22 protein-coding genes are annotated in these 24487 nt (G+C 41.2%); 12 read left to right on the top strand and 10 right to left on the bottom strand.

Translation table 11 applies throughout. The features are described 5' to 3' along the window. Nucleotides 1–42 precede the first annotated feature (42 nt). On the top strand, nt 43–930 hold the full coding sequence (cdaA, locus tag SYN7502_RS09420) for a diadenylate cyclase CdaA (protein WP_015168606.1): 888 nt from the start codon (nt 43–45) through the stop codon (nt 928–930). Continuing rightward, nucleotides 927–1670 (top strand): isoprenyl transferase, encoded by a 744-nt coding sequence (locus SYN7502_RS09415; RefSeq protein ID WP_015168605.1) that lies wholly within the window; start codon nt 927–929, stop codon nt 1668–1670. The genes cdaA and SYN7502_RS09415 overlap by 4 nt, the downstream gene beginning before the upstream one ends. A gap of 21 nt (nt 1671–1691) precedes the next feature. On the opposite strand, the gene petM is transcribed toward SYN7502_RS09415, so the two are convergent. Continuing rightward, nucleotides 1692–1796 (bottom strand): cytochrome b6-f complex subunit PetM, encoded by a 105-nt coding sequence (gene petM / locus SYN7502_RS09410; RefSeq protein ID WP_015168604.1) that lies wholly within the window; start codon nt 1794–1796, stop codon nt 1692–1694. A gap of 130 nt (nt 1797–1926) precedes the next feature. Between petM and SYN7502_RS09405 the strand changes: the two genes are divergently transcribed. Continuing rightward, nucleotides 1927–2412, top strand: coding sequence for a hypothetical protein (locus SYN7502_RS09405; protein ID WP_015168603.1), 486 nt, complete (start codon nt 1927–1929; stop codon nt 2410–2412). On the opposite strand, the gene SYN7502_RS09400 is transcribed toward SYN7502_RS09405, so the two are convergent. The 4 genes from SYN7502_RS09400 to pstS all read right to left on the bottom strand — a co-directional run bounded on the left by SYN7502_RS09400 (nt 2409) and on the right by pstS (nt 6145). Next, nucleotides 2409–2717, bottom strand: coding sequence for an ArsR/SmtB family transcription factor (locus SYN7502_RS09400; RefSeq protein ID WP_041430085.1), 309 nt, complete (start codon nt 2715–2717; stop codon nt 2409–2411). The genes SYN7502_RS09405 and SYN7502_RS09400 overlap by 4 nt on opposite strands. A 73-nt stretch (nt 2718–2790) precedes the next feature. After that, nucleotides 2791–3726 carry a 2OG-Fe(II) oxygenase gene (locus SYN7502_RS18300; RefSeq protein ID WP_015168601.1) on the bottom strand — a complete coding sequence of 312 codons (936 nt, stop codon included), beginning with the start codon at nt 3724–3726 and terminating at the stop codon, nt 2791–2793. A gap of 88 nt (nt 3727–3814) precedes the next feature. Continuing rightward, nucleotides 3815–4915, bottom strand: a complete 1101-nt coding sequence (locus SYN7502_RS09390) for a glycosyltransferase family 4 protein (protein WP_015168600.1) — start codon at nt 4913–4915, stop codon at nt 3815–3817. Nucleotides 4916–5056: 141 nt separating this feature from the next. Next, a complete protein-coding gene (pstS, locus tag SYN7502_RS09385; RefSeq protein WP_015168599.1) occupies nt 5057–6145 on the bottom strand; it encodes a phosphate ABC transporter substrate-binding protein PstS in 1089 nt (362 codons plus the stop codon). A gap of 177 nt (nt 6146–6322) precedes the next feature. Between pstS and SYN7502_RS09380 the strand changes: the two genes are divergently transcribed. Then, complete coding sequence (locus SYN7502_RS09380) at nt 6323–7405, top strand: DUF389 domain-containing protein (protein WP_015168598.1); 1083 nt, start codon at nt 6323–6325, stop codon at nt 7403–7405. A gap of 112 nt (nt 7406–7517) precedes the next feature. Further along, nucleotides 7518–7976, top strand: a complete 459-nt coding sequence (locus tag SYN7502_RS09375; RefSeq protein WP_015168597.1) for a hypothetical protein — start codon at nt 7518–7520, stop codon at nt 7974–7976. A gap of 161 nt (nt 7977–8137) precedes the next feature. On the opposite strand, the gene SYN7502_RS09370 is transcribed toward SYN7502_RS09375, so the two are convergent. From SYN7502_RS09370 to apcA, 3 genes are all read right to left on the bottom strand, one after another. After that, nucleotides 8138–8341 (bottom strand): phycobilisome linker polypeptide, encoded by a 204-nt coding sequence (locus SYN7502_RS09370; RefSeq protein ID WP_015168596.1) that lies wholly within the window; start codon nt 8339–8341, stop codon nt 8138–8140. Between the two features lie 171 nt (nt 8342–8512). Next, nucleotides 8513–9001 (bottom strand): allophycocyanin subunit beta, encoded by a 489-nt coding sequence (apcB, locus tag SYN7502_RS09365; RefSeq protein WP_015168595.1) that lies wholly within the window; start codon nt 8999–9001, stop codon nt 8513–8515. A gap of 77 nt (nt 9002–9078) precedes the next feature. Further along, nucleotides 9079–9564: an allophycocyanin subunit alpha gene (gene apcA, locus SYN7502_RS09360; protein WP_015168594.1), complete on the bottom strand. Its 486-nt coding sequence runs from the start codon at nt 9562–9564 to the stop codon at nt 9079–9081. Between the two features lie 418 nt (nt 9565–9982). Here apcA and SYN7502_RS09355 point away from each other — a divergent pair, with 418 nt between their 5' ends. The 6 genes from SYN7502_RS09355 (at nt 9983) to SYN7502_RS09330 (ending at nt 18774) form a co-directional block, all read left to right on the top strand. Then, the gene (locus tag SYN7502_RS09355; RefSeq protein WP_015168593.1) at nt 9983–11332 is read left to right on the top strand and encodes an ABC transporter ATP-binding protein; all 1350 of its coding nucleotides are present in this window, start codon (nt 9983–9985) and stop codon (nt 11330–11332) included. A 310-nt stretch (nt 11333–11642) separates the two neighbouring features. Continuing rightward, complete coding sequence (locus SYN7502_RS09350; RefSeq protein WP_015168592.1) at nt 11643–12647, top strand: cysteine synthase A; 1005 nt, start codon at nt 11643–11645, stop codon at nt 12645–12647. A 318-nt stretch (nt 12648–12965) separates the two neighbouring features. Next, the gene (locus SYN7502_RS09345) at nt 12966–15260 is read left to right on the top strand and encodes a ribonuclease R family protein (RefSeq protein WP_015168591.1); all 2295 of its coding nucleotides are present in this window, start codon (nt 12966–12968) and stop codon (nt 15258–15260) included. Nucleotides 15261–15283: 23 nt separating this feature from the next. Next, on the top strand, nt 15284–17152 hold the full coding sequence (locus SYN7502_RS09340) for a chloride channel protein (protein WP_015168590.1): 1869 nt from the start codon (nt 15284–15286) through the stop codon (nt 17150–17152). 6 nt (nt 17153–17158) lie between these two features. After that, nucleotides 17159–17644 carry a GUN4 domain-containing protein gene (locus SYN7502_RS18295; RefSeq protein WP_015168589.1) on the top strand — a complete coding sequence of 162 codons (486 nt, stop codon included), beginning with the start codon at nt 17159–17161 and terminating at the stop codon, nt 17642–17644. Between the two features lie 68 nt (nt 17645–17712). After that, nucleotides 17713–18774 carry an Hpt domain-containing protein gene (locus SYN7502_RS09330; RefSeq protein WP_015168588.1) on the top strand — a complete coding sequence of 354 codons (1062 nt, stop codon included), beginning with the start codon at nt 17713–17715 and terminating at the stop codon, nt 18772–18774. Between the two features lie 33 nt (nt 18775–18807). Here SYN7502_RS09330 and lpxD read toward each other — a convergent pair whose 3' ends face one another. After that, nucleotides 18808–19854, bottom strand: coding sequence for a UDP-3-O-(3-hydroxymyristoyl)glucosamine N-acyltransferase (gene lpxD, locus SYN7502_RS09325; protein ID WP_015168587.1), 1047 nt, complete (start codon nt 19852–19854; stop codon nt 18808–18810). Nucleotides 19855–19966: 112 nt separating this feature from the next. On the opposite strand from lpxD, the gene trpS reads away from it, so the two are divergent. After that, a complete protein-coding gene (gene trpS, locus SYN7502_RS09320) occupies nt 19967–20974 on the top strand; it encodes a tryptophan--tRNA ligase (protein ID WP_041430080.1) in 1008 nt (335 codons plus the stop codon). A gap of 21 nt (nt 20975–20995) precedes the next feature. Here the strand turns inward: trpS and SYN7502_RS09315 are convergent, their stop codons facing one another. Next, the gene (locus SYN7502_RS09315) at nt 20996–24199 is read right to left on the bottom strand and encodes an efflux RND transporter permease subunit (protein ID WP_015168585.1); all 3204 of its coding nucleotides are present in this window, start codon (nt 24197–24199) and stop codon (nt 20996–20998) included. Between the last annotated feature and the right edge of the window lie 288 nt (nt 24200–24487).

Below are 24487 nucleotides of genomic sequence, written 5' to 3'. Positions count from 1 at the left end.
TAGTTAGGATTGTTTAAGAGCATTGTCTGAAGAGGGATTTGGATGCAGTGGTTAATCAATATAGTCTCCGATCCGATTGTCTTAACGTTAAGGGCAATCGATCTTTTAGCTGTATTGATAGTTGTTTATCTGATTTTGGCACTAACGGTTGATCGCCGTACTCTGCTAATGGTCAGAGGATTTATCGTGATCTTATTCATCGATATTATTAGTAGTCGTTCAGGTTTACAATTACTTACCTTTGTCCTAGATAAGCTTTTGATTGGGGCATCGGTCTCAATGGCAGTACTGTTGCAAACGGAACTCAGGCGATTCCTAGAGCAGTTAGGGCGAGGAAATTTGGTGGGATTAGTCAAACCCTCTCGACGCAGTCCCATTAAAGCTGACAGTGTCATTGAAAAATTACTGGAAGCGGTGCTGGAACTATCTCAAAATCGAACAGGTGCCTTAATCTTAATTGAAACAGGTGAACCGATCGAAGAACATGAATTCTCAGTATCGGGGGTAAGTTTAAATGCGACCTTATCTAAGGAACTTCTACAAACTATTTTCCAGACCTCAACCTTACTCCATGATGGGGCAGTGTGGGTTCGAGAAGAGCGGATTCTGGCGGCGGGGGTTATTTTCCCCATATCTGATCGCTATGCCTCACGGGAAATTGGGACTAGGCACAGAGCAGCCATGGGAATTACCGAGCGTGTATCTAACTGCTTTTGTATAGTCGTATCCGAGGAAACTGGATCAATTGCGATCGCAGACCAAGGCAGCCTAGATCGTCCTATTACTAGTAGTAAACTTAGGGAAGTCTTAGAGGTAAAATTAGCAACGAAGCGACCTGTAACTATCGCTGGCAAAACTGGATTTAACGACCTGCGTAAGATGCTGGGATGGCAATCTATATTTAATCAAAAATCTTCAAGGAAAAAATGACCGCTAAGCTACTGCATACCCTACCATCAGATTTAGACCAAGCAAGGTTACCCCGTCATGTGGCAGTAATTATGGATGGCAATGGACGCTGGGCAAGGCAAAAGGGATTGCCTCGGATTATTGGTCATCGTCAAGGGGTTGATGCCTTAAAGGATTTACTGCGATGTTGTAAAGATTGGGGGATTAAAGCTTTAACTGCCTATGCTTTTTCTACGGAAAATTGGGGCAGACCCACAGAAGAAGTGGATTTTCTCATGATCTTATTTGAGAGAATTTTACGCCGAGAACTGGCAGAAATGTGCAGAGAAGGTGTGCGAATTACCTTTGTGGGGGATTTAGCATCGCTACCAACTTCTTTGCAAGCAGAGATTAAAGAGTCTATGGCAGCAACGGTTAACAATCAGTCAATTCATTTCACTGTTGCCATTAATTACGGGAGCCGTCATGAAATTATCAAAGTTTGTCGCCAACTAGCACAAGCAGTGCAAATTGGAGAAATTAAACTGGAACAAATTGATGAAGCTCTATTTCAACAACATCTTTATACATCTGGAGAAATTGATCCCGATTTTTTGATTCGTACCAGCGGCGAAATGCGTTTAAGTAATTTTTTACTATGGCAAATCGCCTATACCGAGATTTACTTTACTCCAACCCTATGGCCCGATTTTGATCGGAGTGAATTTCATCAAGCTTTACTGGACTATCAAGGGCGCGATCGCCGATTTGGTAAAGCCTAAATCTCTACCCTAAAATCAAAGCTATTCTGTTTCCCCACCCTGAAGCTTCAACAGAAAATAACCAAAACCAATGCCCACGGGAATCAAAACCATGCACAATACAATTGCATTTACTAGTTCACCCATTTTTATCTACCTCTTAAAAATTACAAACGAAAATATAAATGAAAATACAAGTTAAGTTTATATTAAACCAGTACCTGCTCCACAAGTGATTCCTACCCGTAACGCATTTAACTACCCCATTTAGCTATGTATGCAAGTTTATAATCTACTCAAATTTAGCCTTTTAGGAATACTGCTGCTGTCCCCATCGGTCAATGCCCAACCTATACCTACGAAAAAATCAGTAGTCCTATTTCAAGACCTAACCCTTACTCCTAAATTCACCCATGATCCCCAGGTACTTCAAGGTATTAGCGGTGGTGGCGAAGCAACCACAAAAATTTCTGGTAGAGCTAAAACCGAAACAGGTGAATGTATAGGCTTTGTCGATGCCTTGCCAGACCATAAACTTACTCTAACTGGAAACTTCAAGTTTTTAAACCTTAAGGTCTTAAGCCCTGGAGATACCGTTTTACTGATTAAAGGTCCAGGTGGAAGTTGGTGTAGCGATGATACTAATGGACGTAACCCAGCGATCGCCGGTGAATGGCTTAAGGGGACTTACGAAATTTGGATTGGCTCATACGATATTAATGCTTCCTATCCCTATTTACTCCAAGTTACAGAGAAACCCTAATCAGTAACTCTAAGGATCGCATCTAGCATTCCCGGAAACCTTTGGTCTAAATCTTGCTTGCGTAAAGAATTAATGCCTTGGGTACCCTCAGCTCGAGTCAGAATTACACCCGCATCTCTGAGTACCTTAAAGTGATGAGATAGTGTGGATTTAGCGATCGCCGACTTAAACACAAATGAGCAACAGGTCATTTCCTCTTTTTCTGCCAGACTTTTGACAATTTGCAATCGGGTGGGATCGCTTAAGGCATAGAGTACAGAGGTTAGGGATATTTGCTCTAGGGTCGGGAAGGTCATTTTACGCATAAGTTGCATTATTCCATAAAATCCCTCTGATTTTTATGGTTCCTAAACTTATCAATTCCTGTACAGCAATTTGCTAGTTACGAATCCAGCCATTAATCGTAAACCGACTATCAAGAAAAGCCTGTGAAGGACAAGTTACAGGCAGCACCTCATGCATATAGTAGCTAGGGAAAAAGACAATACTATTATTTTGAGGCTGAACAGTCTTATAGGTACTAGCAGCAACGTAGCTATTGTTAGCAATTTGACTGTCGTATAGGACTAACTCCCCGCCCGTAAAAGCTTTGGGTTCCCGATAAAAATAATAGACAAAGGTCAAAACTCGATTGGCGCAGTCAGGGCTACCATTATCGTTATGAATTTTGTAATAGTTGCCATGATTATGCATAGTTAGCTGGATTTCAATGCGGCTTGGGGTAAAACTATCTATGCGTAAATAGGTCTGGATATAGGGGGAAATGGCATTAATCCGATTTTTGATAATTTCGGCAAACTCTGGGAAATTATGCAACACCTGTGATCGCCGATAGTCTGGATCATTGGCAGAATTAGCAGAAGGGACAAAGTACTGTTCTTGCGATCGCACAAACGCCAGTAATTTCTCATGCTGTGCCGCCGTTAAAAAGTTTTCAACCCAAGCATACTCAGAGGAAATAATCTTACCTTCTTCCAAAACTGATACAGATGGAGAGGCTTGAAGTTGTTGCTGTTTAGGCATCGAAACAATTTCGGGAGTTGGCTCGGAAATTTGTCGATCAAAAATCCTCCACAGTTTAGTACTACCCTGACGCGTAACTTGGGAGATCGTAAAATTACGCCAAGCAAAGCTATAGTTGGGCTCTTGCCCATTTAGTATTTCTAACTCTGCACTATCAAAGCTTAGGAGGTTACATAGTTCATCGGTAGTAATCCAGTAACCAGATTCGGCAATTTGCTTCACCAAATTTAGGTGCTTGATCAGGGCATCAATTTTACTGAAATTTGTTTTATCCAGATGGTGTTTCTGCATGGTCTCTAGTTAGGCTTAAATCAAAGGTTCTAAAGTGGGTTGGCGGCAATCTTATGTGGAAATCTAGGCAAAATCCTAAATTTAAAGTTTAGATAAATCGCTGCAAAACTTCAGCAGTTAGGGCAGATGTGGTTTCCCATCGAAATTGCTTGGCTCTAATTAATCCTAAGTTTCTAAGCTGGGAACGTAAACTAGCCGATTCTCCAATCGTTTGCATGCTATCAGCGATCGCCCCCACGTTATAGGGATCAATTAAAATTCCTGCATCTCCAACTACTTCTGGCAAAGAAGATAAATTGGAAGTAATCACAGGTGTGCCACAAGCCATAGCCTCTAAAACTGGTAATCCAAAGCCTTCCCATAAACTCGGAAATACTAAGGCGATCGCCCCTCGGATTAGGTCTGGTAATTGGGCGTAGGTCACATAGTCTATGAACTTAACTAAGCTGGATATGCCTAATGCTTGAGCTTGGGTGTGTAAATCTGGGGTAAAACGGCGATCGCTAGCCCCCGCAATCCACAGTTGATAATCTTGATGATTTTTCAAAGAAGCAAAGGCAGCAATCAATCGTTCCAGATTTTTATAGCGATCGTGGCGACCCACATAGAGAAAGTAAGGAATCTTGGGTGACAGAACAACATCTTGTTCATAAAAATGGAGGTGGTCATAGGCAAGTAAAATCGGCGTAATTTTTGCAGATGGAATATTAAAAAAGCTGCTAACGTCCTTGGCTGTAGCTTCAGAATTACAAATAATATGTTCCGCCTGATTCAAAACTAAAGGTACCCAAAAGCGATAGTAATAGGTTAAAGAGGATGACCATCGGGGAAATCTCACAGGAATGATGTCATGGATCGTAACTACATAACGACATTTAGTAAATATAGGAGCTTCAGCCACAGGTGAAAAAAGTAGATTTGATCTAAGCTCTTGATAAATCTTTGGTAATTGCCATTGTGTCCAAGCTAATCTGGCTGCATGTCCTCTTGTGCCTTGGATCGGGGTCATGGTGTCGGGAATCAAATAATATTTTGATGAGTCAAGGCATAATTGGGAAAATGATGCTAAAGCAGGCTTAGATATAAGTAAAGTTGAATCAAGCGATCTCCCTAAATAATTACAGAGATTTTTAGCATAAACACTTATGCCCGTTGGCTTTGATGATAAAAAAGATAGGTTAATGAGCAAAGATTTACTTTAATTATCAGGACAGATTCTTGTTTAGAAATACAATTTTTTGATCAAGGCTTTCAAACCCAGATTAATTATGGCTCAAGAAATACCAAAATAAATCTAACTGATTATTAGTCAAGATTGGTTTGCTAAGTTTCAGCTAATTTTATCGATCGCTGCTTCTACTTTTGGGATTACTGATACAGGTAAAGGAACATAGCCTATTGCCTCACTATATTTTTGACCATCGGAAATCGCCCACTTGAATACATTTCTTAGAGCTTGCGCCTGTGCTGGCTTTTCATACTTGGCATACAGTAAAATCCAACTATAGCTAGCGATTGGATAGGAATCTTCTCCCACTGGATCGGGAGCAAAACCAATCAGATTTTCATCTAATTCAATGCCATTTATGGAGTTAGTCACTGATGCCGTGGTAGCTTGCACATACTTTCCTGATTTATTCTCTAGGGCAGCCGTTGTCAGTTTATTTTCCTTGGCATAGACATATTCAACATAGGCGATCGCATTAGGAGTTTGAATAACTTGAGCGGTTACGCCTTCATTTCCCTTTGCCCCTGAACCGATGGGAAACTTAACCGCAGCACCCTCGCCAACTTGAGATTTCCACTCTGGACTAATAGCACTAAGATGCTTAGTAAATAAACCTGTAGTGCCACTACCATCAGCCCGATAAATCACAAAAATTTTAGATTTAGGTAGTTTAGCATTGGGATTCAGGTTAGCGATCGCCGCATCATTCCATCTCTTAATTTTGCCCAAAAAAATATCCACATATACCTGCCGAGATAGCTTAAGCTCGGGAACTCCTGGTAAATTGTATGCCAGCACAACACTACCTGCGGTCATTGGCAATAAAACTGCGCCATTTTCTTTTGGAACTTGGGCGATTTCGTCTGGGGTCATAGCTAAATCACTGGCAGCAAAATCTACGGTCTGAGAAATAAACTGATTTACCCCAGCAGCAGATCCGATAGATTGATAACTAATCCTAATATTTGGATGAAGTTTACTGTATTCAGCAAACCAACGCTGATAAAGAGGAGCAGGGAAAGATGCACCAGCACCATAGAGGGATATAGGCTGATTATTTTGCTGTTGATTATCAGTGGCTGGCTGTTGGGAATTAGCACAAGCATTTAAGCTAAAACCGATCGCACCAAACATTAGGTATATTCCATAGCGGCGGGAAACTAGCATATATTTTGGGTAAACTCCAACCATGAGAATATCTGAAATTCACTATCAGTAATTTAAGGTTTTCTTAAATTTTTTCATACTGCACTAATTAGGAGCTTGAATTTTCGTTAGCTCAAAGAACCTCAGGATAATAGCTTAAAAGCTTAAAATAAAAATACTTACACATCAGGTTATTCTGGTACTAAATCTGGAACAGTTGCTATGAGTAAGCCCTTTCACCATAGATTTATAGATAACTTGCTATTTAAAACAAAGTTGGTTTATCAAAATACAGCAGCAAAACTAGCTTGGCATCAAGCAGATCGCCCCCATACTGAGCAAATCACCGCAGAATTATTGGATGAGGCGAAATTAGATATTCCCTACTTAGTTCTAGTAATTAGTTCCTGTGCGATCGCTACCTTTGGACTCCTATCAAATAGTGCTGGTGTAATTATTGGAGCCATGATTATTGCACCATTGATGCTACCAATTCGGGCTTTAGGATTTGGGGCATTGGTGGGAGATTCCCTTTTATTTCGGCAAAGTGCTATCTCCTTAGCGATCGGAGTTAGCATTGGCATAGTTTTATCCTGTACTCTTGGCTGGATCGCAGGCATTAGTAGTTTTGGTAGTGAAATTTTAGCTCGTACTCAGCCCACACTTCTCGACTTAGGCATTGCCGTAGCCGCAGGAGGAATTGGGGGGTATGCCAAAGTGGAATCCAAAGTATCTGGCACAGTGGCGGGAACAGCGATCGCCGTAGCTTTAATGCCTCCAGTTTGTGTAATTGGCTTAGGTCTATCTCAAGCAAATTGGGCTTTTAGTTGGGGTGCTAGTTTACTATTTTTAACTAACCTACTTGGAATTTCCCTCGCCTGTATGTTGGCATTTTTAGGATCAGGTTATGCCCCCTTCACCCAAGCCCGCAAAGCCCTAGTAACTGCCCTAGCTTTAACCTCTATAATTGCTATTCCCCTTGGGTTTGGATTTTCCCAGTTAGTTAACCAAGCCCGCCTAGAAACGAGTCTGCGTCAAGCATTACTTACTCAAACGGAAACATTTAGGCGTTTAGGATTAATTAGGTTTAGGACAAATTGGTTAGCAAACCCACCAGAAGTTAACCTAAATGTCTATGCCCAAGACCCAGTTACTCCCCGTCAAGTTGAGCTATTAGAAGAATTTGTACAGAAGCAAATGGGCAGACCTTTTACTTTGATCTTTGAAGTAAGTTATGTTAAGGAAGTTAGGAATAATAGCCTAGATGATGAAAATACTAGGAATAATCCAATGGGCAATAACTAAATTAAGATTTCTCCTGCTTTACTTTCACTTTAGTTGGTTTTAGGTCAGAATTTACTATGAATAATGTCTTGTAAATTTCATAGCTACATAAATCTGTATCTAACAATAAATTATGAATTTCCTATCCGCAACTCGAACTACTTTAATATCAATATTTTTTGTATTTATAAGTAGTGAGTTATGTAATGATTCTGCCTATAGTCATTACACCGAAACCGATTCATTTGGTAATGTAGGCGCAACACTTCATATTGAACCAAATGACATTGCTAAAGCTGGAAAGTCTTCACAAGCTTGGTTTGCGTTAACTAAAATTGGTGGTCAGATTATTCCCTTAAATCAGTGTGATTGTAAGTTAGAAATCTATAAAGAGCCTCGTTCCAAAAATCTAGTTTCTTTATTTAAACCTGTACTAAAGCCATTATCCACAGAAGGGTATAAAAATATCCCTAGTGCAGATATTACATTTCCCAAAGTAGGTATATATGATTTGGAATTAACTGGAACTCCCCAAAAAGGATCAATCTTTAAACCCTTCAAATTTACCTTTAAAGTAACTGTAAGTAACTAATGCTATCTAGGAGTCCTTTTCGATTTGGTCTAGACCTCTTTTACTTTCCTTGAACTCGATCTCACTGCTGATGTGAAAAATTTTCACAAAAAAAGAACCAAGAATGACACTTATCTATATCCGTGCCAACTTAGTTCTTCTGAAAATTATTAATCTTTTGATTAGGACAAACCAGTATTAGCTCCAATTTTGCCAGTAGCCAATTCAACTTTAATAATTCTCCCACCCGCTTTGGTAATGCGTTGTTGTTCACGGAACCAGTTATCGTAGGAGATTAGCTTAGTAAAGTAAGTATTTTGCAACTCGCGCTGAGTCCTAATGCGAGTCTGACTGGGTACAACGGCGGTAACCTTAAACAACCGCATATAATTTCTCCTTTAGGGGTAACTAAATTAAGTTTGGATTAAAAATCTTTAATATTGATATTCATAAAATTAGGCGAGGAAGTAGCGACAGCAGCTAAACATTAAAGCCAAAGAACTTAGCCTGCAATAGCTTAACTAGTTAACCACTACTTCCACGCCCACAACCCTGAGTTAGCTTAAACCAGAGCTGATGTAGTCAAGGTAAACACCTAGTTCTTTACCAGCATCAGAGCCAATTAAAGAAGCAGCTACTTCCTTGATTGCTTGGATTGCTTGGATTGTAGAAACAATGGGTACGCCTAAAGAGTTATAGGTTTCTTTAAGACCATTGAGTACACGCTCATCTAAGATGGAAGCGTCACCAGCCAACATAGCGTAGGTAGCATAGCGTAGGTAGTAATCTAGGTCACGAATACAAGCAGCATAGCGGCGAGTTGTGTACATGTTGCCACCTGGACGAGTAACATCAGAGTACAACAAAGACTTAGCAACAGCTTCCTTAACGATTACAGAAGCATTGGCACTGATGGTGGCAGAAGCACGCACACGGAGCTCACCAGTAGCAAAGTAGCCTTTGAGTTTTTCGAGAGCAGCGACATCAAGGTACTTGCCTTGAACATCGTAAGTATTAATAACCGAGGTAATTGCGTCTTGAGTCATTTTGATATTTTTTAGTAGGTTTGCAGTTATTTATAATTTGAAATAGAAACTCGGAGCTTTGTAAAATTACAAGTAAATTACAACAATCCACCGACAACATAGTCAAAGTAGTAACCAGCTTCAGCAGCATCTTCAGCAGATAGTAAAGAAGCAGCAACACTCTTCAAGCCACGCACGCCTTCAGCTACACCAGCAATAGGGGTGCCAAGAGATGTGTACATTTCTTTTACGCCTACTAAACCAATTTCTTCGATAGGGGTAATATCGCCAGAAACGATTCCATAGGTGACTAGACGTAGGTAGTAATCTAGGTCTCTTAAGCAGGTAGCAGTTAGCTCTTCACCGTAGGCATTACCACCGGGAGAAACAACATCAGGACGCTTTTGGAATAATTGGTCACCAGCTTGCTTAACAATACGCTCGCGAGATTCGGTTAAGGTCTGAGCAATGCGTAAACGACGCTCGCCAGAAGATACAAAACCTTTAATTCGATCTAATTCACCAGGACTAAGGTAACGGGCTTCAGCATCCGCATTTACAATAGACTTTGTGACTACACTCATCTAAATTCCTCCAACAGAAAAAATGTGAATAAAAATAAACTGTAAATTAACGCATTTGAGCGATCGCCAGAGATACATTCTAAAGCAATCAGCTTTCCAGAACTGGATGGTTATTTATAGCCTTAGCAAATATGTTAAAGCTTTTTCCAAACAAATGGTCACATCAATATTTTGAATCATTAGGTCATACACAGCATTTTTAGGTCACACTTCTTAATAATTTCTTGATACTTATTTTTAAGTTGATTTTTAACTTGCTTTTCTATCTGTCAATTTTAGTTCTTGGATTTTTGAGGTACTGATTTTAAGGTACTTAAGTTATGATTCTTGAGCTTGCTGTTGATGCCTAGATGTTGATACTTAGTAATAACCAAAGCTTGATAAGATTTTAAGGCTCACTCAGATCACGATAAACCCTATGGTAGAGGCAAAAATTGACTCAAAGGAATTAATTGCTTTGCAAATGGTGGGTAAATCCTATCAACAACCTAATGGTCAGCAAATCCCGATTTTGGAAAATATTAATCTCCAATTAAAAACGGGTGAGATTGTAGCGTTGTTAGGTCCATCTGGATCGGGGAAATCAACCTTGATGCGGATTATTGCGGGCTTAATTGCTCCTAGTAGTGGACAAGTGCTGTATCGTAATCGTCCGATGTTAGGGTTAAATCCTGGTGTGGCTATTATTTTTCAGGCTTTTGCCTTATATCCTTGGTTAACTGTCATGGAAAATGTGGAACTAGGCTTAAAAGCTTTGGGTGTGGAAGTAACTACCCGCCGTGCTAAGGCTTTAAAGATGATCGATATTATTGGCTTAGATGGCTTTGAAAATGCTTACCCTAAGGAACTATCTGGCGGAATGCGTCAAAGGGTTGGATTTGCTAGAGCATTGGCAGTGGAACCAGAACTGTTATGCATGGATGAGCCATTTTCGGCTTTGGATGTGCTGACTGCAGAAAACTTAAGGTTTGAATTATTAGATTTATGGCTAGAACGTCGAATTCCCACAAAGGCAGTATTAATTGTCACCCACGGGATTGAAGAAGCGGTAATTTTGGCAGATCGAATTATTGTGCTTGGTCGCAATCCTGGGCGGATTAGGGCAGACTTGCCAGTAACCTTGAGTCATTACCGCGATCGCAAAAGTTCAGAGTTTCAAGCATTAGTTGACCAAGTTTATAAAATTCTTACCCATCCTGAATTAGAGCCAATTCAAGAGCCACCGATTCAAGTTCCCCAACCGCCACAGCCAATTAAATATCAGTCTTTACCTCAGGTTCGCATTGGTTCGATCGCTGGACTTTTAGAGCTATTGGAAGATCGGCAAGAGAAGGATTTGTATCGTTTAGGGCAGGATTTGCAACTGGAAGTGGATGATATTCTTCCTATTGTCGAAGCCGCAAAGCTTATGAGTTTTGTTACGGTTACGGAAGGAGATATTAACCTCACCCCTTTGGGTTTACAGTTTATTGCTGGGAACATAGATGAGCGCAAACAGTTGGTTCAAAATCAGTTGCTTGCTAATATTCCATTAATTCAGCAAATTAGGCTATTACTCCAAGCTAAGCGCAATCAAAGGTTACCTGAAGAACTAATTTTAGACATTTTAGAAGCACACTTTAGCCCCAATGAAGCACAACGCCAACTAGCTACTGCTATAGACTGGGGACGCTATTCGGAGTTATATAGCTATGATGAACCTGCTGGAATTATTTTCCTAGAGCAGAATGTTGAGGTAAATCAAGAAACTTCGATCGCCGATAGTTAATTACAGCCTAACGAGGGATTAAATATTACAGTAGTGGCATTTGGCAAACCAATTATAGACATTAGCCCCAATAATTTTGTACTTTGTGGGAGAAGCCGAATCTTTTGTTTCTGATAATTAGGAAATTAATTCAGGCGATCGCTGATTTTGAATGCTTAACCACTGATAAATTCATCAGCAAGTACCTGAGTTAACCCAAGTCTGGATTTATCTTTAAAGAAGATTACTAAATTACGGGAAATTAATCTGTAGGTTTGAATGTAAATTTAGGATAGTAGAATTTTTAAACCAAATTTTAACCGAATTTAAAATGGCGACTAATATCTGCATTGGTTTTGCAGGGGCAATTGGTAACACTCCCTTAATTGAAATCCCATCATTATCAGCAATCACAGGCTGCAAAATTTTAGGAAAAGCCGAGTTTTTAAATCCCGGTGGGAGCGTTAAAGATCGAGCAGCTTTATTTATGGTGGAGCAAGCAGAAAAAGATGGCAAGCTCAAAGCAGGTGGAACCATAGTTGAAGGTACAGCAGGAAATACTGGGATCGGGTTAGCGTTGGTGGCAAATGCTAAAGGTTATCGTTGTGTAATTGTTATGCCTAGTAATCAGTCCCCTGAGAAAATAGATTTATTGAGGACTCTGGGGGCAGAAGTTGAATTAGTCGAACCTGTGGCTTTCAGTAATCCTAATCATTTTTATCACACCGCCCAACGGCGATCGCAGAGTATAGATAATGCTTTTTGGGCTGATCAATTTGAGAATATGGCGAACTCAGATGCCCATTACCAAACCACTGCACCTGAAATTTGGCAACAAACTGGTGGAGCGATCGATGGCATTGTCATGTCTTCGGGGACTGGTGGCACTATTGGTGGGGTAACTGCATACTTAAAATCCCAAAAGCCAGATATTGCCTGTTATTTGATTGATCCTCCGGGGTCTGGGCTATTTAATTACATGACTACGGGTACTTTCAAAGCTGAAGGTAGTTCGATTACAGAAGGCATTGGTATTAATCGAGGTACAGCTAATTTTTATCGTGCTAAGCTCGATGGGGCTTTTCAAGGTAGTGATTTAGAAGCGATCGAAATGGCGCATTATTTACTTAAAAATGATGGCTTATTTGTTGGTAGTTCCGCCGCCTTAAATGTAGTTGGGGCTGTAAAACTGGCACGTAAACTAGGTAAAGGCAAGGTGATTGTCACTATCCTGTGTGATGGCGGGGGCAGGTATCAAAGCCGAATGTTTAACTCTCAATGGTTGGCTGAAAAACAGTTAACACCCACGGGTAGCATCAGTAGTATTTTAGATTGATTGTCTTCTGGATGACAGGGGTTTTGAATCGCTCTATGTTAGATTTGGGCTTAGACTTGGATATGGGGATAATACTTATGAACTGTTGAGATTAGCTACCTTTAATAGCGATATATAAATCTAAATGAATCTAAAAGCACTAGCTTAATCTAGATAAAGCATTTATTGAGAATAAACCCGATTTTTTATTACATAATTGAATCAGTTAGGTTAATTGGCTAGTAAAGACTGGCTTGAAGTGTGAGTCTTACTAAGATCAATTACTTAATTAATATTTAGACGAAATCAACGTATTAACCCGTATTTTAATCAACATCAATGGAATTCTCGATCGCTCAACTACTTGAAAACTTTTCTGATCAAAAGCTTGTTGCTCCTAAGGTTATAGAAAAAAAACTTGGCATCAGTGAAGATGAATCAAATATTCGTAAGCTCCAGGTCGCACTGGATGCCCTCGAAAAAGTCGGCATTTTAGAAAAAGATAAAGGACGTTACCGCCGCACACCTGAAGATGGTCTAGTCGAAGGTAAACTGCGCTGCTCTAGTAAAGGTTTTTGCTTTGCCATCCAAGATACGGAAGGAGCAGAGGATATTTATATTCGTGAAAGTCGTCTGAGTACTGCTTGGAATGGCGATCGGGTTTTGGTCAAAGTTACGAAAGAAGGTGTGCGCCGCCGCAGTCCCGAAGGTGAGGTGCGTTTGATTACCCAGAGGTCTAACCCCACCCTATTGGCTAAGGTCAAAGCCACTGATTCTGGCTATCGGGCTACGCCTTTAGATGATCGACTGTTATTTGAAATTGAACTGGTTCCCGATCAAAATGTGCCAGACCTATCTGTGGCGATCGACAAGCTGATCCACTTGGAAATGGTGCGCTATCCCCTTGGCAGTCACTTGCCCCAAGGACGAATTGCCCAAATTTTGGGAAGTAATGCTGAATCTACGGCGGATGTGGATTTGGTTTGCTGTAAGTATAATTTACCTCGCAAGTTTAGTGATAAGGTGCTAGCCGAAGTAGAAAATCTGCCTAAGTCTTTTGCCATTGAAAATCGCCTAGACCTGCGCTCGATATTATCCGTTGAAATTGGTGGCACTGCTGCTATTTCCCTTACCCCAGTTGATCAAGGCTGGAATTTGATTGTGCATATTCCCGATGTCTCTGGTTATGTGGCGATCGGCTCTAATATTGATGATGCGGCTCGCCAACGTTTGCGCTCCGTAGGTTTAGGAGATACGACAATTCCGATGTTGCCCCCTATTAAGTTTTTACAGCAGTCTGAGCGTTTAGCCATGTCTGTGGAGATCAAACTCGAAGCAGATGGAACCGTAACATCTTTTTCTATTCATCCATCGGTAATTTCTGTAAATGCCGTTTTAAGTTACCAAGAAGCTCAGGCTGTCCTCAATAATCAAGACTCAGGTGATCTTAGTCCAGAAGTTAAGGCTTTGATTCACAATATTGTTGATGTCAGCCAGAGTTTGCAAAAATCTCGATCGCTTGCCTATAGACTAATCTTGCCACAGGCTAAAACCCAAGAACCCGATGAAGGTAATCGCGGTATATCGGTAGTTCCTGAGGGGATTCCTATATATGGGCTGGTCTCAGAAATTATGATTTTAGTGAATCAGGCGATCGCTTCCCATTTAGCGGCTCTATCCCTACCAGGCATATTTTGCTCCCATCCTGCTCCCGATCCTGTAAAAATTGGAGATTGGCTCAAGCTTTTGGAATGTATGGGGGTTCAAGTGCCTGCCATTGGGGCTGACCAACTGCAACCTCAGGATTATCAAAATATATTGGCGGCAATCGAGCAATTACCCGAAGTTACCAGCCGAGAAATTGTTAAGTATATTTTTCTGTCACTAATGCGCTTAGAGGAATATACCGTAGAACCCGAACCACATTTTGGTTTATCCCTAATTGACCAGCCCTATATTCATGCGGTTGCGCCCCAACATCGCTATGGAGACTTACTGGTACAGCGACTATTACATCTTCTATTCTCTGAAGGTCGCGATCGCCGTAGCAGTCGGATTAAAGAAGGAGTTGATCTGCATAGTTCCAGTTGTCATGGTCAAGTGAATTGGAGTGTGCTACCTCCTGATCGTGAACGGCAACTGCGGGCGGAAATTGAACTGGTACTACCAAAACTGAATCAGCAAGAAAACCTATTTTTTAAGGCACAGTCAGACCTCGAAAGCTTGCGTAAGGCTGAGTATATGCAGGCAAGAACGGGAGAGAACTTTTTTGGCATTATTACGGGTGTGCAGTCCTATGGCTTCTTTGTAGAAATTGAATCCCTATTGGTGGAAGGCTTAGTCCATGTTAGTTCTCTCAAGGATGACTGGTACGAATTTCCTCAAACTACTACTAGGGCTAAAGGTCGTGGTGCCACCGTATTAGTAGGGCGACGCAGTGGGAGACAATATAGCTTGGGCGATCGGGTTGAAGTCCAAGTTAAAAGTGTTGACTATTATCGTCAGCAGATCGATCTGGTGGCAGTTAGAAGCAGTGTGGGTAATGTTAACAACACAGAATTTGAAGATGAACTGCCCGAATCTTTGGATACCTTTGAAGAATTTGAAGATGTAGATTCTGAAATCATTAGTTAATCTATTAAATATGCAAGCTAAATATGCAAATTTCCTCCATATTAGTTAACCTGCTTAATCGCTTTCAGCCTCAAGCCGCCGTTGTGATGCTTGTGGTAGCAATGATTGTAGGCATAGCTACGGGAATTGGTGTTTGCCTATTTAGGTTTTTAATTGGCTTCATGCAAAATCTGTACTGGCATGATCTAGCTCTGAAGCTTAATACGATTAATCCTTGGGCGATCGCTATTATTCCAGTACTAGGAGGTCTTGTTGTTAGCTTTCTCAGAATTTATATTCAACAAACTGAAGCGGGTTTTAGTGGTTTATCCAATGCCGTTGCCAAGGAAGGGGGAAGATTGCCCTATGCAAAAATTCCCCTTAAAACCCTAGCTGCAGCGATGTCCCTTGGGGCAGGTGCCTCCTTAGGACCAGAGGGACCAAGTGTAGAACTTGGCAGTAATATTGGTTCTTTGCTGGGGCAGGTATTAAAGTTTTCCAGCGAAAGAATTCGGCTACTGGTGAGTGCGGGGGCGGCGGCGGGATTATCGGCAGGCTTTAATGCTCCGATCGCAGGGGTATTTTTTGCCCTTGAAGTGGTTTTAGGTGGTTCTCTAGGGGCGGAACGGTCTAATCTTAACAATACAATTACAGTTGTCGTGATTGCGGCGGTGGTTTCAGGACTAGTTGCCCAAATTGGACTAGGCGGAGAACCTGCTTTTAATTTGCCTGTCTATGATGTACGCGGTTTTTGGGAACTACCTCTATATCTTGGTTTAGGAGTATTAGCCAGTTTTGTGGCGATCTCCTTCAGTAAAACCTTAAAAATATCCCAAGATTTATTTGCGGGGAAAATTCCTAGATTAGCGATCGTAGGAGAAATTCCCATGCCGTTAAAGATTGTGATCGGGGGACTATGCGTGGGCTTAACGGCGACCCAACTACCTGAAGTCATGGGCATAGGTTATGAAACCGTAGAGTCGATCCTGCAAGATTCTCCTTTTTCCCTCTGGTTTCGCCTTCTCTTACTGGGAGCCAAATTATTACTAACAGGTATCTGCTTTGGCAGTGGTTTTGTGGGCGGAACCTTTGCTCCTGCTATTTTCTTGGGGGCTATTCTTGGTAGTGCCTATGGTCAGGCTTTGGGGTTAATCATGCCCGTGACCATGCCGATCGCTGCTCCTCCTGCCTATGCTTTAGTCGGAATGGCAGCAGTCCTAGCAGGTACAGTCCGCGCTCCCCTAACCGCAGTATTGCTTTTATTTGAAATGACCCGTGACTATCGCATAGTTTTACCACTTATGGCAGCCGTGGGACTATGTGCGTGGATGGTCGAGCAAATTTACCCCCAACAGGGAAAGCAGGTAAGGGCGGAGGCAGATATTTTGCAAAAAATTAAAATTGCTGAAGTTATGAACTCCCATCCCATGTCCTTTAGAGCCTCAATGCCAGTATTACAAGCAGCACAGGTTTTGACCAGTGGCTATTTTCATAGTGCTTTAGTAATGGACTCATCCCATCAATTAGTGGGTATAGTGACAACTCAAGATATAGAGCGCAATCTTAGTAAACGCTTAAACCTCATGACCGTTAGTGAAATTTGCAGTCGAGATTTACTATATACCCATGCCGATGAATCTTTAGCAGAAGCTCTGCGGCGGATGGAAACCAGAGATTTAAGACAATTACCCGTAGTTGATCGCAACATTACCAGTCGAGTTTTAGGTATTATCGAAAGACAGGCAATTACAACTGCCTACAGTACCGCTTTAACTAAACAAGCGATCGCTGATAAAATTGCTGCAACCAAAACCGAACTCCCCAATATAATTGAAACTGAAGCAACTAGCTCTATGCTAACCAAAGATCAGGTTTTACGCCTAACAGAGCAGGAATCAATAAAATCCTCATAAAAGACTATGTTCCAAATTCTTATCGAAACCTCGTCTGAACGTATTCAAGCCATAGATAGCCTGGTTTTACAGTTCAATTTAGAACAGTTAATAAATTTAATTAGCCAAATTCCTACGACAACAGGAGGTTTAGAGCTAGAAGAGCTTTCTGTGTCAATTAAAATATCTGAACATGGGCAAGTAATTCTCCTCAATGGCAGTCAAGGCACAGGAGCAATGACCCTGAAATTTAAGCGATCGACCACTTCCCCAAACACCTACGAAAAATTAGAAAATCTGCTGGCAAATAAGCTATGGCAGGAAGCTAACCAAGAAACATGGAATCTGCTCTGTGTTGCCATCCATAAAAAACTCGGCACAAGTCTGACTACCCAAGATATTGACCAAATTCCCAATGCCACTCTAAATGCGATCGATAAGCTATGGCACAAGTATAGTGATGGTAAGTTTGGTTTTACCGTGCAGAGTCGTATTTATAAAGAAAGCCGTTAAGGAAAATCAACAATAACTCACAACTAAATTCAGAAATAAATATAACTAATTAAAATATATTCACGCTCATGGATTCAGATAAGCAAAAACAGATCTTAGGTTACTTCATCGAAGAGGCATCCGATCACATTAATACCATTGAATCTAGTCTAGTTAACCTACAAGACACCTTAGCCGACCCAGAAATGATGAATGAGTTATTTCGAGCCGCTCATTCGATCAAAGGTGGAGCCGCAATGCTAGGAATTACGGATATGCAGCACGTTGCCCATAACCTAGAAGATTCATTTAAGGTATTGAAGGATCATCCTGAAACGGAAGTAGATCAAGATTTCCAAAGTTTATTGCTCACTGCCCTAGATACCCTCAAAGAACTGCTGCAACAACTCCAAAACCCCTCAGAGGCAAATGATCAAGTCGCTCAAGAAACTTTAGCCAACTCCGAACCCCTATTTGCTCAACTGAAAACTCGAATTAGTAATCTAGTTCCAGCTGTGCCAGTTATTAATAAATCGGCTGAAGAACTCAGAGCTACAACTATGGTGTTTCGCTCCGATGTGCCTGCTAGACTTCGGGATATGCTCCAGCTATTTAAGCAGCCTGATCGCCCCACCAGTCGGCAACAGTTACAAATTATTTGTGATCAATTACAGCTAATGGGAGAACAGTTTGATCTGGTCACATGGTGTGATTTAATCCAATTGGTAAAACTAGCAATAGCTAACCCTAATCATACTTACCGCACCTTAGCTCCAATTATTATTAAAGACCTCAAGCAAGCTCAAGAATCAGTATTATCTCAGCAGGAAATTAAGATTTCGGCTCAACTTAAGGCTCTGATTCCACAGCCTGAAACAGGAACAATGGACAGGGATGATGAAATTAGTCTGATTTTTGGGAAATTTATCCCAGATACAAGTTGGCAAAAATTTGGCGATCGCTTGCAATGGCGAGTTAAAGCTAATTGGATTAATAATGATCAAATTAATTTCTCTACTTCTGCTCCCGTGGGACACTTGCCCGCACCGATTTGGTTGGCAGGATGGAACAATCCCAACGATCAAGAAGGTGAAGAACTAAAGGAACAACTCCAAAAATTTATTACCCGCCTTGATCAAAGTCCCAGTTAACCAGTTCTAATTAACCAAGAAACGTAGGAATAATTACGGTTCAATTTGATTTAGTTTGGCTGCAAGTTCAGCCACTTGTTTTTCCAATTTCTGAATAGTCTTAACCATCTGTGGTAGATGATGTTGGGCAACAATAGTGCGTTTCCATTCTCGTTCGGCAACCGTGGGATATCCGATAACTCTTGCCCCTGCTTCCACATGGCTAATTACCCCAGACTTGGCACCAACGATCGCCTGATCACCAATAGTTGCTTGATCACCAACCCCAACCTGCCCCGCCAAAGTCACATAGTTACCTAAAACTGCTCCACCTGCTAAACCCACCTGCGCCACAATCATGGAATTATGACCAATTTTAACCCCATGCCCAACTTGAACTAAATTATCAATTTTGGTACCTGCACCAATATCAGTGATCCCCATAACTGGACGATCGATCGCTGTAAGGCTGCCAATTTCCACCCGATCGCCAAGTTTGACATAGCCTGTTTGGGGAATTTTATACCATTGTCCCTGCTGATCTAATTCAAACCCAAAGCCATCTCCCCCGATCGCACTACTAGCACCAACTAAACAGTCTTGACCAATTTCCGTATATTCACGAATTACACAGTTCGCATGGATGATCGAGCGATCGCCAATTTTGACTTGCGGATAAATGACCGTATTGGCAAAAATACTAACATCATCACCAATGATTACGCCGTCACCAATGACTACATGGGGAGCGATCGCCACATTGGCACCAATTAAGACTCCAGCCCCCAATACCACCGTAGGATCAATGCCCGAAGGCAGTTTAATCGGTTGATAAAATAAATTTAAGACCCGCGCAAATGCCAATCGAGGATTTTTGGTACGAATGCAGGGTAAGGCACAGGGAGTTTGTAAGTCTATAATTACCGCACTGGCTTGGGTTATAGATAACTTGGTTAAATACTTATTTGAACTTAAAAAAGTAATGTCACCCGCTTGGGCTGAATCAATAGCTGCTACGCCTGTAATCTCTGGATCATTATGATTATCTGCGAGTTCAAAATTAGCATCAGGGATATAAGTTACCAACTCAGAAAGTTTCATGCTAGTTAAAATTAGATTTTTAGAAACGTTATTATTGATCTCGGTTTAAGCTCAGTTCAAGCAATTAAGCCAAATAATTAAATCAAACAGCTAAATAAATAACTAAATCATGATACAGAAAAAAAGAGTACTCTCAGGCGTTCAACCCACAGGTAATTTGCATATCGGTAACTATTTAGGAGCTATTCGCAATTGGGTAGAAAGTCAAGCAGAATATGAGAACTTTTTCTGTGTTGTCGATCTCCATGCCATTACTGGGGCTAACTATCGTCATGAACTAGCAGAAAATACTCGCCGCACCGCTGCCCTATATATCGCCTGTGGGATTGATCCAGAGGTATCTACAGTCTTTGTCCAGTCTCATATTTCTGCCCATGCTGAACTAGCTTGGCTGTTTAACTGTATTACCCCCTTAAATTGGTTAGAACGTATGATTCAGTTTAAGGAAAAAGCACTCAAACAGGGCGAAAATGTTAATGTTGGATTACTAGACTATCCTGTCCTCATGGCAGCAGATATTTTGTTGTATCAAGCCGACTTGGTGCCAGTGGGGGAAGATCAAAAGCAGCACTTAGAGCTAACTCGTGATATTGCCATTAGGATAAATGATCAATTTGGGAGTAAAAATCAACCTATTTTTAAACTGCCCAATCCCCTCATTCCTAAGGCAGGGGCAAGGGTAATGAGCCTAACCGATGGTAATAGCAAAATGTCTAAGTCCGATCCTTCAGATATGAGTAGAATTCATTTACTAGATACTCCAGATGCGATCGCGAAAAAAATCAAAAAATGTAAAACCGATGCCGAACGGGGACTGGAGTTTGATAATCCAAATCGCCCAGAATGCCATAATCTTTTATCTTTATATATGATCCTATCGGCAAAAAACAAGGAACAGGTAATAGCTGAATGCCAAAATCTCAGGGGTTGGGGTGACTTTAAACCGATCCTTATTGAAACCATTAACTCTAGTCTTCAGCCCATTCAAGCTAAATATCAGGAAGTTATCAATGAAACTGGCTACTTAGACCAAGTTTTAGCCACTGGTAAAGAAAAAGCATCGGCGATCGCCTTCGCAACCCTACGCTCAGTTAAAGATGCTATGGGATTCTTAGCCTGATTGTTGCTGGATTTATAGAGATTATTGCGGTTCTTCCTCAACTTTATGGGGCTTAAGAAAATTGCGTTCCTCAATGTTTTTAATCACAATATACAAAACTGGCACAATAAATAAGCTTAGAAAAGTCGCTACACACATACCCCCTAATACGGCTGTACCAAGGGATTGACGGGCTGCTGCTCCTGCTCCAGTGGCGATCGCTAGGGGGAAAATCCCAATAATCGTAGCAAACGCTGTCATTAAAATTGGACGTAAACGTTGCTGTGCCGCTTCTGTTACAGCTTTAGTAATGCTTAAACCCTTTTCCCGCAATTGATTAGCAAATTCCACAATTAAAATGGCATTTTTACTGGCAATCCCAACCAGCATCACCAACCCAATTTGCGTGTAAATATCGTTGGCAAAACTAGGATTAAAAAAGCTCCGCAAAAATACCGCCGATAATGCCCCCAATACTGCCAAAGGGACAGTGAGCATAATGATTACTGGATCAATATAGTTTTCGTACTGTGCCGCCAGCACTAAAAATACAAATACTACTCCTAAGCCAAAGATAAAAATGGCACTGCCTCCTGACTCAATTTCTTCGAGGGATAAACCTGACCATTCATAGCCAAAAGTCTTGGGAAGTGTTTCCTTGGCGACTTTAGACATTACTTCGATCGCCTGCCCTGAACTCACACCCGGAGCCGTATTTCCAGTAATTTGCACAGAGCGCAGTAGATTGTAATGGGTAATAATTGACGGACCTATGGTTTGTTTCACATTAACCAAATTACTTAGTGGGATCATCTGCCCTGTTTGTGATCGCACATACAGACGATTTATATCCTCAGGATTAGCACGAAATCTGGCATCAGCTTGGACATACACCCGATAGGTACGCCCAAAGGCATTGAAATCATTAATATACTGGGAGCCGAGCAAGGTCTGTAAAGTACTATAAATGTCACTTAAAGACACTTGCAGAGCGGTAGCTTTAACCCGATCAACTTCCACACTTAGTTGTGGCGTATTGCCATTAAAGTTTGGTCTTAAACCTGCGAGCATGGGACGGCTGGGATCAGGATAGGTACTAGCTTTACCTAAAAATGCCCCTAAGGTTTGCTCAATTGCTGGGAAACCCTGATTAATCTTATCCTGTAACTGAAACTCAAACCCCCCAAAATTACTTAAGCCTTGAATTGCGGGTGGCGGGAATGGGATCACAAATGCTTCTTTAATCGAAATTAGTTGTGGAAGTAACCCAAAAGGTGCAGGGACAAAACCACCAATAATTTGATCCGCCGATCTTTTTCGCTCTTTCCAAGGTTTTAAGGTGGAGAAAACAATGCCGTTATTGGGAGTATTACCGCTAAAGCTAAAGCCGCCCACGGCAAAAATATTGGCAATTTCAGGATATAGTGGCTCACCCTTGTCATCTTTTTGGCGCATGATGCCTTCGATCTGCTCTAATACCTTTTCTGTATAGTTTAAGGAAACGCCTTCGGGTGCTTGGACAATGGTAATAAAATAGCCCTGATCTTCAGGTGGTAAAAATCCCCTCGGCACAATTGTATAGACCCAATAGGTAAGAGCCAAAGAAGCCATAAATAAGATAATTACTACTCCCTTGAACTTAGTTAGTTGCCTAACTCCCCATTGGTAAAATTGGCGAATGCGATCAATTACCCAATTAATTCGATCAAATGCCCAATTACTAGGGGTTGCCTCTTGTTTTAGTAATAGTCCCGCCAGACTTGGAGATAGGGTTAGGGCATTAAAGGTCGAAACGGTAATGGAAAAAGCAATGGTAAGGGCAAACTGCTTATATAACTGACCAGTGGTGCCGGGAAAAAATGCCACAGGGACAAATACAGCAATTAGCACTAAAGAACTGGCAACAACAGCACCTTGAAGTTCCTGCATGGAATGAATCGCTGCTTGGATAGGATTTTCACCCTTTTCTTGAATGCGCCGAGTTATATCCTCCACCACAACGATCGCATCATCCACCACTAATCCCGTCGCCAAAGTTAAACCAAATAGGGTCAGGGTATTGATATTAAAGTTGAGGAGCTTAATGAATATAAACGTTCCGACTAAAGATACGGGAATGGCGATCGCGGGAATTAGAGTCGATCTCCAGTTTTGCAAAAAGATAAAAATAATTAAAATTACCAGACCAATCGCAATTAATAATGACAAGATTACCTCTTCGGTTCCTGCTTCAATAAAGCTAGTGGTATCAAAGGCAATTTCATAATTTAAACCCGGTGGGAAATTAGGCTCCAGTTCCTTTAATGCCTGTTTTACTGCCTTAGCCACATCTAAAGCGTTAGCATCAGGTAATTGGGATACACCCAAGCCAATGCCCCTTGTGCCGTTAAATCTTAGGCTAGAACCATAGTTTTCCGCTCCAAGCTCGACCCTACCTACATCTTTGAGCTTAATTAAGGTGCCATCGGTTGCGGTCTTAATCACAATATCCCCAAACTCATCGGGGTCTTTAAGCCTACCCGTGGCTGATATGGAAAGTTGGTACTGTTGATCAGGTAGATTCGGTTGCTGTCCAATCTGTCCCACGCCAACTTGGAGATTTTGCTGTTGAATGGCAGAAACTACATCCTGAGAAGTTAAACCTCTGGCTGCTAAACGACTTGGGTCTAGCCAAATCCGCATGGCATACTTACGTTCACCAAAGATAATAACCCCGCCCACTCCCTTAACTTTTTTAATGGCATCAACTATATACAGATCGGCATAGTTACTCAGGTATAGATCATCAAACTCACCTTTTTCCGAATATACCCCGATCGCAAATAGAAAACCCGTTGATTCCTTACTAATCGTGACTCCAGTTTGCTGTACAGGACCTGGTAGTTGTGACTGTACCGTTGACACCCGATTCTGCACATCTACTGCCGCAATATCTTTATTCTTACCCAGATTAAATACCAGATCAATGGAGCTAGAACCATTATTGGCACTGGTTGAGGTAATATAACGCACCCCTTCAATCCCATTTAGTTCTCTTTCGAGGATATTAGTAACCGTTGACTCTACGACTTCGGCATTTGCTCCCACATAATTGGAACTGACGGTAACTTTGGTTGGTGCAATTTCGGGATATTGGGCGATCGGTAGCAAAAATATACAAGCTGTTCCCAAAAGCGTAATAATCAACGAGCAAACAGTCGCAAATACTGGTCTGCGAATAAAAAAGCTAGAGATTGATAGGATCATGGGTTTGTGAGTAGTTTTATATCTTGCTATTTATTGCTCTCATCAAAACAGACAAAAACTTTTTGACCATGATAACCTAATTCCAATTTTTGGAACTAAGCTTAATTCCTTCGTTATTTTTCCACCTATTTCCCGCGCATTTCTCTGTAAATTAAGAGATAATTTAGGATTGCCATATGTGTATTTACATAAACAAACCTTAACTACTCTCTACTGTTGTGGGAGAATTGTATAAAGAATTACAAAGCATAGTAATTCCCCTAAAAGAATCTACGCTTAACTACATAA

This window comes from Synechococcus sp. PCC 7502, assembly GCF_000317085.1.
In the GTDB taxonomy this organism is placed as follows: domain Bacteria; phylum Cyanobacteriota; class Cyanobacteriia; order Pseudanabaenales; family Pseudanabaenaceae; genus PCC-7502.
The sequence above is the reverse complement of the archived record's forward strand: the minus strand, read 5'-3'. Positions and strand labels throughout refer to the sequence as shown.

What these genes read in the sequence shown, in the direction of transcription:
- cdaA (WP_015168606.1), top strand. Translation starts at nt 43, where the DNA reads ATGCAGTGGTTAATCAATATAGTCTCCGATCCGATTGTCTTAACGTTA.
- SYN7502_RS09415 (WP_015168605.1), top strand. Translation starts at nt 927, where the DNA reads ATGACCGCTAAGCTACTGCATACCCTACCATCAGATTTAGACCAAGCA.
- petM (WP_015168604.1), bottom strand. Translation starts at nt 1,796, where the DNA reads ATGGGTGAACTAGTAAATGCAATTGTATTGTGCATGGTTTTGATTCCC.
- SYN7502_RS09405 (WP_015168603.1), top strand. Translation starts at nt 1,927, where the DNA reads ATGCAAGTTTATAATCTACTCAAATTTAGCCTTTTAGGAATACTGCTG.
- SYN7502_RS09400 (WP_041430085.1), bottom strand. Translation starts at nt 2,717, where the DNA reads ATGCGTAAAATGACCTTCCCGACCCTAGAGCAAATATCCCTAACCTCT.
- SYN7502_RS18300 (WP_015168601.1), bottom strand. Translation starts at nt 3,726, where the DNA reads ATGCAGAAACACCATCTGGATAAAACAAATTTCAGTAAAATTGATGCC.
- pstS (WP_015168599.1), bottom strand. Translation starts at nt 6,145, where the DNA reads ATGGTTGGAGTTTACCCAAAATATATGCTAGTTTCCCGCCGCTATGGA.
- SYN7502_RS09380 (WP_015168598.1), top strand. Translation starts at nt 6,323, where the DNA reads ATGAGTAAGCCCTTTCACCATAGATTTATAGATAACTTGCTATTTAAA.
- SYN7502_RS09375 (WP_015168597.1), top strand. Translation starts at nt 7,518, where the DNA reads ATGAATTTCCTATCCGCAACTCGAACTACTTTAATATCAATATTTTTT.
- SYN7502_RS09370 (WP_015168596.1), bottom strand. Translation starts at nt 8,341, where the DNA reads ATGCGGTTGTTTAAGGTTACCGCCGTTGTACCCAGTCAGACTCGCATT.
- apcB (WP_015168595.1), bottom strand. Translation starts at nt 9,001, where the DNA reads ATGACTCAAGACGCAATTACCTCGGTTATTAATACTTACGATGTTCAA.
- apcA (WP_015168594.1), bottom strand. Translation starts at nt 9,564, where the DNA reads ATGAGTGTAGTCACAAAGTCTATTGTAAATGCGGATGCTGAAGCCCGT.
- SYN7502_RS09355 (WP_015168593.1), top strand. Translation starts at nt 9,983, where the DNA reads ATGGTAGAGGCAAAAATTGACTCAAAGGAATTAATTGCTTTGCAAATG.
- SYN7502_RS09350 (WP_015168592.1), top strand. Translation starts at nt 11,643, where the DNA reads ATGGCGACTAATATCTGCATTGGTTTTGCAGGGGCAATTGGTAACACT.
- SYN7502_RS09345 (WP_015168591.1), top strand. Translation starts at nt 12,966, where the DNA reads ATGGAATTCTCGATCGCTCAACTACTTGAAAACTTTTCTGATCAAAAG.
- SYN7502_RS09340 (WP_015168590.1), top strand. Translation starts at nt 15,284, where the DNA reads ATGCAAATTTCCTCCATATTAGTTAACCTGCTTAATCGCTTTCAGCCT.
- SYN7502_RS18295 (WP_015168589.1), top strand. Translation starts at nt 17,159, where the DNA reads ATGTTCCAAATTCTTATCGAAACCTCGTCTGAACGTATTCAAGCCATA.
- SYN7502_RS09330 (WP_015168588.1), top strand. Translation starts at nt 17,713, where the DNA reads ATGGATTCAGATAAGCAAAAACAGATCTTAGGTTACTTCATCGAAGAG.
- lpxD (WP_015168587.1), bottom strand. Translation starts at nt 19,854, where the DNA reads ATGAAACTTTCTGAGTTGGTAACTTATATCCCTGATGCTAATTTTGAA.
- SYN7502_RS09315 (WP_015168585.1), bottom strand. Translation starts at nt 24,199, where the DNA reads ATGATCCTATCAATCTCTAGCTTTTTTATTCGCAGACCAGTATTTGCG.